Source organism: Marinobacter sp. MIT930201 (genome assembly GCF_047122665.1).
In the GTDB taxonomy this organism is placed as follows: Bacteria; Pseudomonadota; Gammaproteobacteria; order Pseudomonadales; family Oleiphilaceae; genus Marinobacter; species Marinobacter salarius.
The window spans coordinates 3,786,734-3,801,023 of record NZ_CP138916.1 but is presented as its reverse complement, the minus strand read 5'-3'; the positions used below and the strand labels follow the sequence as shown (position 1 = coordinate 3,801,023).

General features: G+C 57.5%; 13 protein-coding genes. 7 read left to right on the top strand and 6 right to left on the bottom strand.

Annotated features, from left to right (window positions below):
- The first annotated feature begins 48 nt into the window (after window positions 1-48).
- Window positions 49-684 (top strand): Maf family protein, encoded by a 636-nt coding sequence (locus SIC19_RS17340; RefSeq protein WP_036205007.1) that lies wholly within the window; start codon window positions 49-51, stop codon window positions 682-684.
- Here SIC19_RS17340 and SIC19_RS17335 read toward each other — a convergent pair.
- The 3 genes from SIC19_RS17335 to rluC are packed head-to-tail and all read right to left on the bottom strand — an operon-like array spanning window position 651 to window position 3,365.
- The gene (locus SIC19_RS17335) at window positions 651-1,700 is read right to left on the bottom strand and encodes a S49 family peptidase (RefSeq protein ID WP_127401598.1); all 1,050 of its coding nucleotides are present in this window, start codon (window positions 1,698-1,700) and stop codon (window positions 651-653) included. The two genes, SIC19_RS17340 and SIC19_RS17335, sit on opposite strands and share 34 nt — an antisense overlap.
- 25 nt (window positions 1,701-1,725) lie before the next feature.
- Entirely contained in the window at window positions 1,726-2,373 is a 648-nt protein-coding gene (locus SIC19_RS17330) for an HAD family hydrolase (RefSeq protein ID WP_036205004.1), read from the bottom strand.
- 50 nt (window positions 2,374-2,423) lie between these two features.
- Window positions 2,424-3,365, bottom strand: a complete 942-nt coding sequence (gene rluC, locus SIC19_RS17325; protein WP_185906490.1) for a 23S rRNA pseudouridine(955/2504/2580) synthase RluC — start codon at window positions 3,363-3,365, stop codon at window positions 2,424-2,426.
- 704 nt (window positions 3,366-4,069) lie between these two features.
- Here rluC and rne point away from each other — a divergent pair.
- Both rne and SIC19_RS17315 read left to right on the top strand, forming a co-directional pair.
- Window positions 4,070-7,240 carry a ribonuclease E gene (gene rne, locus SIC19_RS17320; RefSeq protein ID WP_127401600.1) on the top strand — a complete coding sequence of 1,057 codons (3,171 nt, stop codon included), beginning with the start codon at window positions 4,070-4,072 and terminating at the stop codon, window positions 7,238-7,240.
- Between the two features lie 3 nt (window positions 7,241-7,243).
- Window positions 7,244-7,783, top strand: coding sequence for a YecA family protein (locus SIC19_RS17315; RefSeq protein WP_007154080.1), 540 nt, complete (start codon window positions 7,244-7,246; stop codon window positions 7,781-7,783).
- On the opposite strand, the gene SIC19_RS17310 is transcribed toward SIC19_RS17315, so the two are convergent.
- On the bottom strand, window positions 7,780-8,658 hold the full coding sequence (locus SIC19_RS17310; protein WP_127401602.1) for a PHP domain-containing protein: 879 nt from the start codon (window positions 8,656-8,658) through the stop codon (window positions 7,780-7,782). The genes SIC19_RS17315 and SIC19_RS17310 overlap by 4 nt on opposite strands.
- Before the next feature lie 86 nt (window positions 8,659-8,744).
- Between SIC19_RS17310 and SIC19_RS17305 the strand changes: the two genes are divergently transcribed.
- The 3 genes from SIC19_RS17305 to SIC19_RS17295 all read left to right on the top strand — a co-directional run bounded on the left by SIC19_RS17305 (window position 8,745) and on the right by SIC19_RS17295 (window position 10,317).
- Complete coding sequence (locus SIC19_RS17305) at window positions 8,745-9,044, top strand: YciI family protein (RefSeq protein ID WP_007154082.1); 300 nt, start codon at window positions 8,745-8,747, stop codon at window positions 9,042-9,044.
- Between the two features lie 117 nt (window positions 9,045-9,161).
- Entirely contained in the window at window positions 9,162-9,833 is a 672-nt protein-coding gene (locus tag SIC19_RS17300; RefSeq protein WP_036205846.1) for a TIGR04211 family SH3 domain-containing protein, read from the top strand.
- 181 nt (window positions 9,834-10,014) lie between these two features.
- Window positions 10,015-10,317, top strand: a complete 303-nt coding sequence (locus tag SIC19_RS17295; RefSeq protein ID WP_226909933.1) for a PilZ domain-containing protein — start codon at window positions 10,015-10,017, stop codon at window positions 10,315-10,317.
- A 64-nt stretch (window positions 10,318-10,381) separates the two neighbouring features.
- Here the strand turns inward: SIC19_RS17295 and rraA are convergent, their stop codons facing one another.
- Together rraA and ppsA are read right to left on the bottom strand one after the other, a co-directional pair.
- The gene (rraA, locus tag SIC19_RS17290; RefSeq protein WP_036205000.1) at window positions 10,382-10,864 is read right to left on the bottom strand and encodes a ribonuclease E activity regulator RraA; all 483 of its coding nucleotides are present in this window, start codon (window positions 10,862-10,864) and stop codon (window positions 10,382-10,384) included.
- Window positions 10,865-10,889: 25 nt separating this feature from the next.
- Window positions 10,890-13,283 carry a phosphoenolpyruvate synthase gene (gene ppsA / locus SIC19_RS17285; protein ID WP_369810883.1) on the bottom strand — a complete coding sequence of 798 codons (2,394 nt, stop codon included), beginning with the start codon at window positions 13,281-13,283 and terminating at the stop codon, window positions 10,890-10,892.
- 153 nt (window positions 13,284-13,436) lie between these two features.
- On the opposite strand from ppsA, the gene SIC19_RS17280 reads away from it, so the two are divergent.
- Window positions 13,437-14,252 carry a pyruvate, water dikinase regulatory protein gene (locus tag SIC19_RS17280; protein WP_007154087.1) on the top strand — a complete coding sequence of 272 codons (816 nt, stop codon included), beginning with the start codon at window positions 13,437-13,439 and terminating at the stop codon, window positions 14,250-14,252.
- The last annotated feature ends 38 nt before the right edge of the window (window positions 14,253-14,290 follow it).

Below are 14,290 nucleotides of genomic sequence, written 5' to 3'. Positions count from 1 at the left end.
GGATAGGTGTATTCTACGATAATACCAAGCAATGACATAAGGAACCCAATGCAACACCGCCCACTTCTGCTTGCCTCATCATCACCTTACCGGCGACAGCTGATGGAACGGCTGGGACTGCCCTTCCAGGCCGCATCACCGAACGTCGATGAATCACCAGAGATAAGTGAAGGCCCGGAACAGCTGGCCGTGCGACTGGCGCTAAAGAAAGCCGAAGCGCTCGCCGGGGATTATCCTGACCACTGGATCATCGGCTCTGACCAGATTGCCTGCCTCGAGGATGGCACCGTGCTGAACAAGCCGGGAAACCATGAGCGCGCCGTGCAGCAGCTGAAGCGCAGCAGCGGCCAGAGAGTCTCATTCCTGACGGGCCTGGTACTGCTGGATTCCGGCACCAACGAACGGCAGAGCCACTGCGAACACTTCCATGCCTATTTCCGGGAGCTAGACGCGGACGAAATCGACAACTACCTACACACTGAGACACCCTACGACTGCGCAGGCAGCTTCAAAATGGAAGGCTTGGGCATCACCCTGTTCAAGCGACTGGAAGGGGACGATCCGAACAGCCTGATCGGGCTGCCGTTGATCGCACTCACCAGAATGCTCCTAAATTGGGGGCTGAATCCACTGCATCAGCCCCACGACCCTCAGCGCAGCTCCAGCCGCGATTCAGCGAAGTAGCGGGCAATACCACTGCCCACAGAAACGCCGAACTGGTCAACAATTTCCTGGAACGGCGATTCTCGGCGGCTGTAGTCCACAAGATCCTCCTGGCCTATCACCTGTCTTGCCACATGCGAAGAACTGCCAAGACCATCAATCAGGCCAAGCTCAAGCGCCTGCTCACCACTCCAGACCAGCCCTGAGAACAGTTGCTCGTCATCCGCAAGCCGATCACCCCGCCCCTTCCGCACACTCTCGATAAACTGACTGTGAGTGGTTTCCAGAACGTCTTGCCAGAATTGCACCTCTTCTTCTTCCTCCGGTGAGAACGGATCCAGGAACGCCTTGTTCTCACCCGCCGTGTACAGACGGCGGTCGACCCCCAGTTTGTCCATGATCCCCGTAAATCCGAAACCTCCGGCCACCACACCGATGGAACCCACGAGACTCGCCTTGTCGGCGTATATTTCATCAGCAGCCGCAGCAATATAGTAGGCGCCAGAGGCACCAATATCGGAAATCACCGCATACACTTTTTTCTCCGGATACTCACCCCTCAGCCGAAGGATTTCGTCATAGACGTAACCGGACTGGACCGGACTGCCGCCCGGACTGTTGATGCGCAGGATCACCCCCACCGAATTCTCTGCCTCAAACGCTTCGCGCAGGGAACCTACAATGTTGTCGGCGCTGGCGAGCTCATCCGCCGCAATAGTGCCCTCGATCTCCACGAGTGCCGTATGCTTTCCCTTGGCAGCGGATTCCAGCGCACCGCTTAGCGGGAACTGGATCATCAGCAGCAAGGCAAAGAGATACCCGAACGTCAGCAGCTTGAAAAATATCCCCCAGCGGCGGCTTTTTCGCTGCTCTGACTGCAGAGACATCACCAACTTTTCGATTAATTTCCAATCACGAGCCGACTCCGGCGGCATCGCCGGCTTGCGGCGACTTCCCTCAGGCCTTTTCGCCCCGCTTTCCGGGTTTTCTGGTTCGCTCCCCCAGCCAGGATGCCTGTCTGATTCCCAATCGCTCATTGCTACTTCCTGTTACTGTTGCGGCTCAGAGGCCGAGTACGTCGCGCAGGTCTTTTACCGAATCGACGACCGCGTGCGGTGCGTAATGCCCCAGCACATCACGTTTATGCACACCCCACTCCACACCAATAGACGGCATCCCGATACGCTGGGCCATCTCAAGATCGTACCGGGTATCGCCGATCATAACCGCTTCCGCCGGCTCAATGCCGTAAAAGCGGATGATCTCTCCGAGCATCGCCGGGTCGGGCTTGGAGCGGGTTTCATCCGCGCAGCGAGTAATATCAAAATGCGGCCCAAGCCCGCTGGACACCAAAGCACCTTCCAGGCCGCGGCGGCTCTTGCCGGTGGCCACCGAGCAGCCGCGCCCCGCTGCACGAAGGTCAGCCAGTACGTCCGCCATGCCCGCAAACACATTCTGGGGCGTAGTCACCTTGGAGAAAAAATAACGGGCATAACCTTCGCGAATCGCCGTCATTTCCTCCCGCGTTATACCGGGATACAGCTTTTCCAGAGCTTCAATCATGCCCAGGCCGATGATATCGCGATAGGCTTCCCGCTCCAGTTCCGGATACCCCAGCTCGGTGGCCGCCTGATGAAGGCTGTCGGCAATATGATCAACGGAATCCACCAGCGTTCCGTCCCAGTCAAAAATCACGACCTTTACGTCCATTGATACTACCTTGGTGCGGTCATTCTGCTTGCGAACCACAGAACAACGGATTATTCGGAGGCCTTCCGGCGCGCCGCCAGCTTGGCCATGAGTTCGCTGAAAGCCTCATCATAGGGAGCCTCAAGATGAACTGGCTCTCCCGTGGAGGGCAGCGTAAAGTCCAGGGCGCGGGCGTGGAGCATTAAACGCTGACCGCCGGCGGAACGAAATGCCCGCAGGCTTACATCATCCATATACTTGTCATCGCCGGCAATCGGATGCCCCGCCCAGGCACTGTGAACACGGATCTGATGGGTGCGACCGGTTACCGGTGAGGCCTCAACCAGGGTATACCCTGAAAAGGAGTCCAATACCCGGAAGCGGGTGAGAGAGTCCTTTCCAGCCTCATCCACGCGAACACGGCGCTCACCGGAGCCAAGCTCAAACCGCAGCAACGGCTCGCTGACCTTCCTGACAGCCCCAGGCCAGTCGCCCGCCACCAGAGCATGATAATGCTTACGAATACGCTTGTGACGCAACTCGTCCTGCAGATAACGCAACGCAGAACGCTTCTTTGCAACCATCACCAGCCCCGATGTATCCCTATCAAGCCGATGCACGAGCTCCAGAAACCGGGCCTCCGGCCGCGCCGCCCGCAAGACTTCGATCAGCCCGAAATCCAGCCCGCTACCACCGTGAACCGCTATACCGGATGGCTTATTAACCACCAGCATCTGATCATTTTCAAACACCACCGCGTCCTGCATGACCCCCTGAACCCGGGAGCCTGGAACTACCTGCGCCGGCTTTTCCTTTCGGGTAACCGGTGGAATGCGCACCTCATCACCCGTATTCAGACGGGTGTCGGGCTTCACCCTGCCCTTGTTCACGCGCACCTCGCCCTTGCGGATAATCCGATAGATGATACTGCGCGGTACATCCCGGATCTGCGCCATCAGGTAGTTGTCCACGCGCTGACCGTGGTTATCCTCATCAACCACCACCTTTCGCACACCCTGCCTGATTTCGCCACCTCTGGAGCCGGGCACAGAGCTACTCTTTTCGCCACTGACAGGCTGTGATGACGAAGAGGGACGTTTTTGCCTGGTCGATCTGGACATGGATACCTTACCGCTGGAAACCCTGCGGGATTGAAGGAGCCGGCGAATACTGTTATATTCCGGCGTGCTCTGCCGTTTGTCTACGGCCTGGCCAGTATGCCAGAAGCCGGAGCGGCAGGAGTATACCGACACTATTTGAGAGTTTGAACGCCGAAAGCCCAATCATTACCGGGCTCGGCGATTGAAATCCTCCCGGGCCAAAACGGAAGACGCTGATTACAGCGACTGTCCAGAAGCCGGGGGAACAAGAAACCGTACGGAAAACCGTCGGGCGACATCGCGAAGAATCATTACCAGCACGCAGGGCCGGGCCGTCCAGCATACGAATACGACGTGAGACCCAGGCACCCGCGTGAACCTGAAAACGGATAACATGCGCCAACAGACTCTGACCCAAAGCGACTCTTTCCTGCCCACAGGCAGGCGAACCGTCGGCGGTGGCCTCGGAACCCCGGGAAAATTCCCCGCAGGGATCTGATTCGTCTGGCCGTCGGATTACCCCTGTTACAAGGGGCCCACGGCACGCAAGTTCTGCTTCGCTGATGCTATTCCCCAGGTTTTCTGTCCAAACCAAACGACAGGAACCATTTCTTTCCATGAAAAGAATGCTGATCAATGCGACTCATCCCGAAGAGTTGCGCGTAGCCCTGGTTGACGGCCAGCGTCTGTTTGACCTCGACATCGAATCCAGCTCCCGTGAGCAGAAGAAAGCCAATATCTACAAGGGTCGCATAACCCGTGTAGAGCCAAGCCTGGAAGCCGCTTTTGTGGACTTCGGCGCGGAACGCCACGGATTCCTTCCTCTCAAAGAAATCTCCAAGGAGTATTTCAAGAAATCACCCGGCCAGATTGAAGGCAAGATCAACATCAAGGATGTGGTTGCCGAAGGTCAGGAAGTCATTATTCAGGTGGATAAGGAAGAACGTGGCAACAAGGGTGCAGCCCTCACCACCTTTATCTCCCTTGCGGGCCGATACCTCGTGCTCATGCCCAACAATCCTCGCGCCGGCGGCATTTCCCGTCGTATCGAAGGTGAAGAGCGGGCGCAGCTGAAAGAGGCCATGAACGATGTACAGGTGCCCAAGTCCATGGGCATCATCGTTCGTACCGCCGGCATCGGCCGCACCACCGAAGAGCTGCAGTGGGACCTGGACTACCTCGTCCAGTTCTGGGAGGCCATTACCCAGGCCGCCGGTGAGCGCAAGGCGCCGTTCCTTATTCACCAGGAAAGCAACGTCATTATCCGCGCTGTACGCGACTATCTTCGCCAGGACATTGGTGAGGTACTGATTGACGCCGCAACGGTGTACGAGGATGTATTGAACTTCGTTCGCGCCGTCATGCCCTCGTTCGAAAACAAGATCAAGCTGTACAAGGACGAAATCCCCCTGTTCAGCCGTTACCAGATCGAAGGCCAGATCGAGACCGCGTTCCAGCGTGAAGTGAAGCTGCCCTCTGGTGGCTCCATCGTGATCGATCCCACCGAGGCACTGGTGTCCATTGACATCAACTCCTCCCGTGCCACCAAGGGCCACGACATTGAGGAAACCGCGCTCCAGACCAACCTGGAAGCGGCGGAAGAGATTGCCCGCCAACTGCGTCTCAGGGACATGGGCGGCTTGATCGTGATCGACTTTATCGACATGACCCCGGCCAAGCACCAGCGCGAAGTCGAGCAGAAGATCCGCGAAGCACTGGAAATCGACCGCGCCCGGGTACAAGTGGGCAAGATTTCACGCTTTGGCCTGCTTGAAATGTCTCGCCAGCGTTTGCGCCCATCCCTGGGCGAGACCCGCAGCGAAGTCTGCCCTCGCTGTGAAGGCCAGGGCACCATCAGGGGCATTGAGTCTCTGGCCCTGAGCATCATGCGCCTGATCTACGAGGAATCCTCCAAGGAAAAGACCGGCCAGGTCCGTGCCGTGGTGCCCGTCGCCGTTGCCACATTCCTGCTAAACGAGAAGCGCAAGCAGTTGGCCGACATCGAAGCACGCCAGGAAGTGGAAGTGGTGGTGGTTCCCGCACCTCACATGGAAACACCTCACTTCGAAATCCTGCGCATGCGTGACGATGAGACCGGCGTGGAGCATGTATCGAGCTACCAGGTCGCTCAGGAATACAGTGAACGGGAAGAAGAAATCTTCGAGGCCCCTGCTGCCCAGCCACCGGTCCGCGAACAGGCAGCGGTGAAAGCCATTCGCCCGGTTGCGCCCGCACCTGCCCCGGAAAAGGCAGCGCAAGAAACCCCGGCCGAACAGACCGATGGCCTGTTCCGCAAACTTGGCCGCAAGATTGCGGATTTCTTCAGCGGTGAGGAAGTCATCGGTGAACCACCAGTGAAACGGGAACAGCCTGCCGGCTCCAACCGCGACGACCGCCGCACCCAGGACCGCCAGGACCGTCGTAAATCCAGGGTGGCCCGTGACGACAACCGCTCCGGAAATCGCAGTGGTGCTGACCGCCGTCAGGCCGGCGCCAATCGTGGCGACAGCAGCCGCAGCGATGACAACCGGGGACGTAACCGAGGTGCAAACCGCAATCGCGGAGACGACCAGGGCCGCAGTGGCCAGGGCCAGCAGGGAAGTGCTGACAAGAGCGCCGACAAGACAGCCGATAGCCGCAGGGATGGCAACCGCAAAGACGGCCAGGGACGCGGGCAAGGGCGCAACAAGCCCCAGACCAGCAGGGACCAGAAGGACCGTCAGGAACAACAGGACACCAGTTCCCAGAAAAGCGCTGCCGCCGACAAGTCCGGCTCCGATGAAAAACGTCGCAAACCAAGACGTAATCGTAATCGAGACGGCTCCCCCGCTGAAAACCCGGCGTCAACACCGGCAGATCGGAAGTCCGCCCGCAGCGAAAGGCATCAGAAGGATACTCAGCCGGAAGAGCAGACCGACAAGCAACCTACAACTCAGCCCGCAGGAAAGCCGGACGTAGCCGCGGCCAATACGGCAGAGCCGAAGCCGGCGGAAAGCGTGGCTGAAAAGCCTGTCGAAGCGACGTCAGCGGAAAGCGCGACGGAAGCACCGGTCGAGAAATCGGCGACGAAACCTGCGGAACCAACGGCCGAAAGTGCGGAGCCCAATAAAGCGCCTGAAAAACAGCCGCAGCCGGCAACGTCTGGCACCGCGAAGCCCGCCCAGCCGGACACCGCGGGCAATGAGGCAGTGAAATCTGAAGCAGAGTCCGAGACTATTGCTGAGGAGAAGCCGAAACGCCCTGCCCGTCCACGCCGGTCATCCAGGAAACCAGCTGAAAAGAAGGCTGAACCCACCGACGCAGATGCGACGACGGCCGACAAGGCTGAAAAGGCAACTCCGGGCAAAGAAACCCCAGAGGCCGTGGTAGAGGCCGAAACCCCCAAGCAGGAAGTGGATGCCAAGCCACAACCAACAGAAGCTGACACCAAACCCAAGGCGGAATCCAAGGCCGACAGCACTGCTGACGCTGAGCCGACGGCAACCAAAACCGAGAAAGCGGAACAACCCGATACCGCCACCCCGGCGAGCGAGCCGGCAGCAGCGGATACGGTGAAAGAACCGCAGGAAACGACCAGCAAACCAGCGGCGGAACCGAAAGCCGAGGCCTCCGAGGCAGAGGAAACGCAAAAACCTGCAGAGAAGCCGGTTGAGCCCGCGGCTGAGCAAGAAAAGCCGAGTGAGCAGGTGAATGTACCGGTAACCCCGGGCCGTGCCTACAATGATCCGAGGGAAGTCCGTAAGCGTCAGCGGGCAGCCGAAGAGGCCAAAAAGGCCGGGAGTAACTGACGAATGCTATCAGATTCGGACATCGAAGCGCTGGAAGACATCCTTTTCGCAGAACCCTGGGGCGACGAGGCCCTGGATTTCTTCGGTTTGCATGGGGTTGTCTGCGCCAGCGTGGTAGGCCCGACATCCTTGAGCACTGAAGACATCTTCAGGCTGGCCACGGGCGCCGAACAGGCGCCCAGCGGCCAGGTTCCGGATGTGTTCCGCCAAGCCGTTGAGCAACTCGGCAGGGATATGGCACACGCACTGGACATGGGCCAGCCCCTTGAGTTGCCGGAACCTGAAGATGGCGATCCGATGAATGCATTGGAGAACTGGTGTGCCGGGTTCGTGGACACCTTCCTCGAGAATGAGGAAGCCTGGCTGGAAGCCGGCGAGGAGGAAACCGCAGACCTGCTGGTGCCGATGCTCACGCTGTCTGGGCTGTTCGAGGATGAAGACTTCCAGAATGTCCGCAACAGCGAGAAACTGTCCCGGCAAATGGCGGACGCCATTCCCGACTCGCTGACCGACCTATACCTGCTGTTCCACGCACCGGATTAATCCGCTGCGGGAACCCCTGCCGGTTGTTTGAAATGATGCCAGACAGGCTCAAGCCCGTCTGGCATTTTCATGATGACCCCAAGCTCACACCAGGGTGCACCGGGAAAATGGAAATCGCTGCCCTGGGAGGCAAGCAGGTTTTCCCGACGACACAGTTCCGCCAAAAAGCCCAGATCACCGCTGGACTGCCCCGACGTTGAGACTTCAATACTCCGGCCTCCCGCCTGACGGAAGTCGGCAACGAGCGCACGCAGTTTGGTTGCGGTAAGCTTGTACTTCCTGGGGTGAGCCAGCACGGCCACACCTCCGGCCTCTGTAATCCACCGGACTACCTCCGGCAATTCAGGCCAGAAACCCTTTACATCCCCCGCCTTGCCAGCTCCAAGGTAGCGCTTGAACGCCTGGGCGATATCCTTTACCACCCCCTCTTCCACCAGCACCCTGGCAAAATGAGGCCGACCGGGCACGTCGCCGCCCGCCTTATCCGTTGCCTTCTCGAGCAGGTTTTCAATTTTCAGCTTTGAAAGCTTGTCGGTAATGGTGCGGGCCCGGGACCAACGGTTCGTGTTCTGCCGCTCCAATGCCTGCTTCAGACGGTCGTCATCAACGTCAAAATCAAGCCCGACTACGTGTATGGTGTGACTTTTCCAGAGGCAGGACAACTCGGTACCGGCGATCAGCGTAAGACCAGCCTCCCGTGCGGCCTCCAATGCCTCTTCAAGCCCGGCGATGGTATCGTGATCTGTTATGGCAAGGTGGGTAACACCTCTGGCGTGCGCACGTGCGACCAATTCCTTCGGTGGCAGCGCGCCGTCGGACGCCGTCGTGTGGCAATGCAGATCAATGCAGAAGTCAGCTTCTTGGGTTATAGTCACATCTTTCCCGATTTCAGAGTAAATACCATCAACGCCAGTGTACCAGCCAGGTATTACACTGTGTCAGTAAATATCCGGAGAATATCATGTACTACGCCATCATCAGCGAAGATGTCGAGAACAGCCTGCCGCTGAGGTCTTCTGCCCGTCCTGCCCACATTGAACGGCTAAAGCTGCTCAGAGACGAAGGCCGCCTTCTGGTCGCGGGCCCCCACCCGGCCCTGGACACACCGGAACCCGGTGACGCAGGGTTCACCGGCAGCCTGGTTGTAGCCGAATTTGATTCATTGGCATCGGCCCAGGCCTGGGCCGATGCCGACCCCTACGTGGATGCCGGTGTGTACCAGAAAGTGATCGTCAAACCCTTCAAGGCTGTACTGCCCTGAGGGCGCACGGTTGCCTGCACCTGGCACCATGAGCTTTTTGTAATGAACTCCACCTTGTATGACCCGGCATCTATGACAAAATTGCGCCTTAAATCGCTGTTCCAGGGAATAAAACCAGTGACGCCTTTACGTCTGATTACCTGCATTATCGTTTTGATGGTGGCTGCAACGTCAACCCACGCCAAAACCGTTTATGTCGATGACACGCTCTACGCTCCGATCCGAAGTGGTGAAGGGACACAGTACCGAATCCTGCACTCAGGAGTCCGGAGCGGGACCTCGCTTGAGCTGCTGGAAACATCGGAATCAGGGTATAGCCGTGTACGCACGCCGGACGGCATCGAAGGCTGGATGGTGTCACGCTATCTCACCGACACTCCTATTGCGCGCCAACGTCTGGAAGCCACCAACCGGCAACTGGAACAAGCCCGCAATGAACTGAATAATCTCAGGACGCAGCTTGAGGAAGTCACAACGGAACGGAACGAACTCAGGAGCTCGGAAGAGTCCCTGGAAGCCCGCGCAGGAAGACTCAGCGAAGAGCTTCGTAATATCAAGGAAGTCGCTTCGGACTCCATCAATCTGAATCGGCGGAATAGCGAGCTTCGCGAAGAGAACCAGAAGCTGCGCAACGACCTGGAAGTGCTCACTGCGGAAAAGGAGCGCCTGGAAGCCAAAAAGGAATCCGATTTCATGCTATTGGGTGCAGCCCTTGTGCTGCTCGGGGTGATTTTGGCCCTTGTTATCCCGCTGCTCAAGCCTTCACGGAAAACGGACAACTGGGCATAGAACACCTCCCCATCGCGGGAGACGTTGGAGGAAGCGCCTCTTCGAAAACCCACATATAGTGTCATTCGGGAAACCTAAATACTAAATATAAGGGCTTCCCGAATTTTTATTCCCATGAATTCTTTGACGCTTCCGCCCTTAGCATTTATAACTAACAAAACAACAACCGCGAGGTGCCGGGATGTCTGAAACCATGAAGGACTATTCAGAAAAACGCGATTTCCACCGCATGACAATGAACTCGGAAATCGAACTCACAGACAGCAATGGCGTCGCGATTCCAGGCATTTGCCGGGATCTCAGCGGCACTGGCATGCAGCTATACGTAGAAAGGGCGTTTGCCGAAGGGGATGAAATCCACACCCTTCTACCTTCCACCAGCGAGCAATTCCCGCCATTCGAAACGGTCTGCCGCGTGCTTCGCTGTGTTCCTGACGGGGATGGGTTTCTCCTGGGGATGGAGATTGTAAAGGTAAAACGCTGACCGGTGCGGTCAAGGGAAGTGTAGCCCGGTAGAGTACGGGGGAACTACCGGGCAAACGGCCGTATCAGTCGATCTTCAGTGGCTTTTCGGAAACCACGATACCGTTGTTATCGGCATAGATGTAATGGCCAGGATGGAAGGTCACGCCTCCGAAGGTGACCGGCACGTCCAGATCACCCACTCCACGCTTCTCGGTCTTGCGCGGATGCGTACCCAGCGCCTGCACTCCCAGGGCTGTCTTTCCAATGACATCTACATCGCGGATACAGCCATAGATCACCAGGCCAGCCCAGCCATTACCCGCCGCTTTCTCGGCCAGCATGTCACCCAGCAGAGCGGCCCGCTTTGATCCGCCACCATCGACAACCATCACACGACCGTTACCCGGCAGGGCAACCTGTTCCTTAACGATGGAATTGTCCTCAAAGCATTTCACCGTCACGATCTCGCCCCCGAAGGCGTCCACGCCACCAAAGTTGCGGAAACCCGGCTCTACCACCAGGATTTCGGGGTAATCGTCACACAGATCAGGGGTTACGATAGGCACGCACGTGCTCCTTTTCTCGAAATGGTCAGTCGATTTTCTCGTCCGCGAGGAAGAACCAGGTATCCAGTACCGAGTCCGGATTCAGGGATACCGAATCGATCCCCTGATCCATCAGCCATTTGGCCAGGTCAGGATGATCCGAGGGCCCCTGACCGCAGATACCGATGTACTTATTCGCCTTCTTGCAGGCCTGGATAGCACTGCCCAATAACGCCTTGACCGCGTCATTCCGCTCGTCAAACAGGTGGGCAATGATGCCGGAGTCCCTGTCCAGCCCCAGGGTCAACTGGGTCAGGTCGTTAGAACCAATCGAGAAGCCGTCAAAGTGCTCCAGGAACTGCTCCGCCAACAGGGCGTTGGCGGGGAGCTCGCACATCATGATCACGCGCAATCCGTTCTCGCCACGCTTGAGACCATTTTCCGCCAACAGGTTCACCACCTGCTCGGCTTCTCCCACCGTGCGGACAAAAGGCACCATGATCTCAACGTTGGTCAGCCCCATTTCATTACGGACTTTCTTCAACGCCCGGCATTCAAGCTCGAAACAATCACGGAAGGTTTCGGAGATATACCGAGAGGCACCACGGAAGCCCAGCATCGGGTTTTCTTCATCGGGCTCGTAAAGGGTACCGCCGATCAGGTTGGCGTATTCATTGGACTTGAAGTCGGACAGCCGCACAATCACCTTCTTGGGCGCAAAGGCAGCGGCAAGGGTGGATATTCCCTCGACCAGCTTGTCGACGTAGAAGTCCACCGGCGAGCTGTACCCGGAGATCCGTTTCTCCACCGTCTGACGAATATCTCGCGGCAGGCCGTCAAAATTCAGCAGCGCCTTCGGGTGAACGCCAATCATGCGGTTGATGATGAACTCGAGCCTCGCCAGGCCGACACCTTCATTGGGTAGCGCCTGGAAGTCGAAGGCCCGGTCCGGGTTACCCACGTTCATCATGATTTTGAACGGTATGGCGGGCATGGAGTCTACCGTGTTTTCCTTCAGCTCAAAATCGAGGCTGCCCTCGTAGATCATCCCGGTGTCGCCTTCGGCACAGGACACCGTCACTTCCTGGCCGTCTTTCAGAATCTCCGTGGCATCGCCACAGCCCACCACGGCCGGAATACCAAGCTCCCGCGCGATAATGGCAGCATGGCAGGTACGCCCACCGCGGTCGGTTACGATGGCGGACGCCCGCTTCATCACCGGCTCCCAGTCCGGGTCGGTCATATCCGTAACGAGAACATCGCCCGCCTGTACGCGGTCCATCTCCTTGATACTGGTGATGATCTTGACCGGGCCACTGCCAATCTTGTGGCCGATACTGCGGCCCTCCACCAGGATGGTGCCGGTCTCATTGAGCAGATAGCGCTCCATCACGTTGGCCGAAGCGCGGCTCTTAACGGTTTCCGGACGGGCCTGCACAATGTAGATACGGCCGTCGTCGCCATCTTTCGCCCATTCAATGTCCATCGGGCGCTGGTAATGCTTTTCGATGATCATGGCCTGCTTGGCCAGTTCTTCCACTTCCGCGTCAGTGATGCAGAAGCGATTACGTTCGTCCTGTTCAACCTTGACCGTTTCCACAAACTGCTCTGCGGCGGGGTCAGTGTGGTAAACCATCTTGATGGCCTTGCTACCCAGGTTGCGGCGCAGAACGGCAGGCTTGCCCGCCGTGAGGGTGGGCTTGTGAACGTAGAATTCATCGGGGTTCACAGCACCCTGCACCACCGTTTCACCCAGGCCGTAGGAGCCGGTGATAAACACGACATCCCGGAAACCGGATTCCGTGTCCAGGGTGAACATAACGCCACTGGCAGCGGTCTCACTGCGCACCATTTTCTGAATGCCAGCAGACAAGGCTACCTGTTTGTGATCAAAACCGTGGTGGACACGATAGGAAATGGCGCGGTCATTGAACAGGGAGGCGAAGACCTCCTTTACTGACGTCCGCACCTGTTCCAGGCCCACAACGTTAAGGAAAGTCTCCTGCTGGCCAGCAAATGACGCATCCGGAAGATCTTCCGCAGTGGCTGACGAACGCACCGCCACCGCGAGGTTGTCGTTGCCGTCACGTAGCTTTGCGTAGGCGTCCGCAAGTGGCTTTTCCAGCGCGTCCGGAAATGGCGTATCAAGAATCCACTGGCGAATTTCGGAGCCGACCCGAGCCAACTCGTTCACATCATTGATGTCCAGAGCGTCCAAAGCGTTGTCGATCTTTTCACGAAGACCGTCTTTGGCCAGGAATTCACGGTAGGCGTGAGCGGTTGTAGCAAAGCCACCCGGAACGGTAACACCTGCGTTGGCAAGATTACTGATCATTTCACCGAGGGAGGCATTCTTTCCCCCGACCCGGTCAACGTCTGACATTCCCAGGTGATCAAACCAGATAATGTAATCTTCCAAAGCGTGTCTCCCTTGATTCATTGTAGCAAAGAGCCAAACCGGACAGGTGGAGCTGATTTCAACCCTGCAATTACTGCATTCTCCACTGCGGGCTCTCGAACTTGGCGTGTATGATACTGTAACCTGTGGAATTTACCTAGGGTAGCCGCCAAATACGGAGCCGGACCGCACACCATGAAACGAACCGCTTTCTTTATATCCGATGGCACCGGCCTGACCGCCGAGGCCTTGGGGCACAGCCTTCTGGCACAATTTGAGAAAATTGAGTTTGAACGCATTACGGTGCCATATATTGATGACGCTGACAAAGCCCGGGAGATGGTCAAGCGCATCAATAAAGCGGAGGAAATCGATGGCATGCGGCCGCTGGTTTTCGACACCATCGTTAATAGCGATATCCGCGATGTTATCGCCGGCGCAAACGGTTTCATGGTGGATATCTTCGGTACCTTCCTGAATCCATTGGAACAGGAGCTGCAGTCCTCGTCGTCCTATACCGTTGGCAAATCACACGCCATCAACAACGAAGGCAGCTACGAACGGCGCATCCATGCTGTTAATTTTGCGCTGGATAACGATGACGGCGCCCGCACGCGTCATTACGACGAGGCAGACCTGATTCTCGTCGGCGCCTCTCGCAGCGGCAAGACGCCCACCTGCCTGTATCTGGCCCTGCAATATGGTGTAAAGGCGGCCAACTATCCCATAACCGAGGAAGATCTGGACGACCAGCAAATGCCAGCTGCGCTACGGCCTCACAAGGAGAAAATTTTTGGGCTGACCATCGAGCCGGAGCGGCTGGCAACCATCCGCAACGAACGCAGACCGAACTCCCGTTATTCATCCATGAAGCAGTGCATGCATGAAATTGAGGAAATTGAGCTGATGTACCGCCGGGAACGAATTCCTTACCTCAACACAACCGCGTATTCCGTGGAGGAAATCTCTACGCGCATCATGGTCAGCACCGGGCTTAAACGGAACCGATAGAGCAGATAACAAAAAGGCCGACGCCCTCTCCCTTAATG

Excerpts from the sequence above, each read along its gene's own strand:
- SIC19_RS17280 (WP_007154087.1), top strand. The coding sequence starts at position 13,437 with ATGAAACGAACCGCTTTCTTTATATCCGATGGCACCGGCCTGACCGCC.
- SIC19_RS17295 (WP_226909933.1), top strand. The coding sequence starts at position 10,015 with ATGTCTGAAACCATGAAGGACTATTCAGAAAAACGCGATTTCCACCGC.
- SIC19_RS17330 (WP_036205004.1), bottom strand. The coding sequence starts at position 2,373 with ATGGACGTAAAGGTCGTGATTTTTGACTGGGACGGAACGCTGGTGGAT.
- SIC19_RS17315 (WP_007154080.1), top strand. The coding sequence starts at position 7,244 with ATGCTATCAGATTCGGACATCGAAGCGCTGGAAGACATCCTTTTCGCA.
- ppsA (WP_369810883.1), bottom strand. The coding sequence starts at position 13,283 with ATGAATCAAGGGAGACACGCTTTGGAAGATTACATTATCTGGTTTGAT.
- rne (WP_127401600.1), top strand. The coding sequence starts at position 4,070 with ATGAAAAGAATGCTGATCAATGCGACTCATCCCGAAGAGTTGCGCGTA.
- SIC19_RS17340 (WP_036205007.1), top strand. The coding sequence starts at position 49 with ATGCAACACCGCCCACTTCTGCTTGCCTCATCATCACCTTACCGGCGA.
- SIC19_RS17305 (WP_007154082.1), top strand. The coding sequence starts at position 8,745 with ATGTACTACGCCATCATCAGCGAAGATGTCGAGAACAGCCTGCCGCTG.
- SIC19_RS17335 (WP_127401598.1), bottom strand. The coding sequence starts at position 1,700 with ATGAGCGATTGGGAATCAGACAGGCATCCTGGCTGGGGGAGCGAACCA.